The sequence below is a fragment of the Sphingomonas chungangi genome, from assembly GCF_013778325.1.
Classification (GTDB): domain Bacteria; phylum Pseudomonadota; class Alphaproteobacteria; order Sphingomonadales; family Sphingomonadaceae; genus Solisphingomonas; species Solisphingomonas chungangi.
In genome coordinates this window covers 1-1,113 of the sequence record NZ_JACEIB010000015.1, presented here as the reverse complement: position 1 = coordinate 1,113, position 1,113 = coordinate 1, and the positions used below count along the sequence as shown (strand labels likewise).

The following is a 1,113-nucleotide window of genomic DNA, read 5'->3' as shown; positions in this document are numbered from 1 at the left end:
GCCCGACCGCCTTCTTCTCGACGATTGTACTCGCTGCCACCGTCATCTTCTGGCTCTGATCAGGGAGTCCTGACCCTAGGCGCAGCGCGCCCATTTGTCGTCATTCCCGACCCTCGGAGCCGTCCCTGATTCCGGTCGGTCTGATTGCGAGCGCGCCGACCACATCACTCGTAGCCGGCAACAGTTCGCTCTGGGACAAAGCCGTCATTTCCGGCGAGTTGCGGCGACGGCTGCTTCGGTTGGAAGCGGTCGTTGGCGCCCCGATCGATCAACGCCGCGGTAAGCGCAGCTATGTTAGATAGTGCTCGGGCGACTTTCGGAGACACGTCACCGGGGCGGTACATGGCGGAGCTCCACAGCGGCGGTTGATCGCCTGACTCAGCGATCGAGCCGAAGCCTCAGGCCGTCGATCATCGTCTCCAGACCAAATTCGAAGGCGGTCTCGGCATCATATGCCAGCGCACCCGACCCCGCCGGAGCTGCCTCGTGCGCCTGCTGCTCAAGCGCGCTCGCCAAGGCGAACTGGCCCGTCGTGAGCAACGCGAGCCGGGCATCGGTTTCCGCGAAACCGGCGCGTTGCAGATAGGCGATCTTGAGCAGGATATTCACTTCCGCATTGCTTTCGGGCGTGGACCCGGCGTGCAATCTCGCACCGTCCCTGCACGCGAGTAGGGCGGCGCGGAAGCTTCGCGCATTGTCTCCAAGCCATTCCGCCCAGCGATCGGTGTTAGCCGCCACCGGCAGCACATGATGCCTGACGACCATCGCCAGCACCATCGCAGACATCAACGCCGCTGCGACGCTGACGCTTCCGGTCGTCCCGCCATCGGCGCTCCGCTACCTCTAGCCCGCGGCGCGTCGGCATGAGCCGGATCGAAGAGAGCGTCGATGATGCGTCGGCTGCCACGATGACGACCGCCGCGCTCCCGGCGCTCTCGTTGAATCTGCACGCATCGGAGGCTGCGTCGGCATGGCTGGTGAGCGGCTATCTTCTCGCTTTGGCCACAGGCGTTCCGATGAGTGCGTGGGATTGACGTGCGCCCCTGGAATGTGACCGATTTTGGGTAGAGTCCGACGCGAAGGAGTCGGACGGAATGAAGCGCAGCAGGTTCA

The 1,113-nt window shown here is 64.2% G+C and carries 2 protein-coding genes; one reads left to right on the top strand and one right to left on the bottom strand.

All coding sequences use genetic code 11. The features are described from left to right. Window positions 1-378: 378 nt before the first annotated feature. Window positions 379-786 (bottom strand): TetR/AcrR family transcriptional regulator C-terminal domain-containing protein, encoded by a 408-nt coding sequence (locus tag HZF05_RS13540; RefSeq protein WP_160363854.1) that lies wholly within the window; start codon window positions 784-786, stop codon window positions 379-381. A 77-nt stretch (window positions 787-863) separates the two neighbouring features. Here HZF05_RS13540 and HZF05_RS13535 point away from each other — a divergent pair, with 77 nt between their 5' ends. After that, window positions 864-1,034 carry a multidrug efflux MFS transporter gene (locus HZF05_RS13535; protein WP_160363853.1) on the top strand — a complete coding sequence of 57 codons (171 nt, stop codon included), beginning with the start codon at window positions 864-866 and terminating at the stop codon, window positions 1,032-1,034. The last annotated feature ends 79 nt before the right edge of the window (window positions 1,035-1,113 follow it).

Bases quoted from the DNA above. Each gene is read 5' to 3' on its own strand.
- HZF05_RS13540 (WP_160363854.1), bottom strand. From the start codon at position 786: ATGTCTGCGATGGTGCTGGCGATGGTCGTCAGGCATCATGTGCTGCCG.
- HZF05_RS13535 (WP_160363853.1), top strand. From the start codon at position 864: ATGAGCCGGATCGAAGAGAGCGTCGATGATGCGTCGGCTGCCACGATG.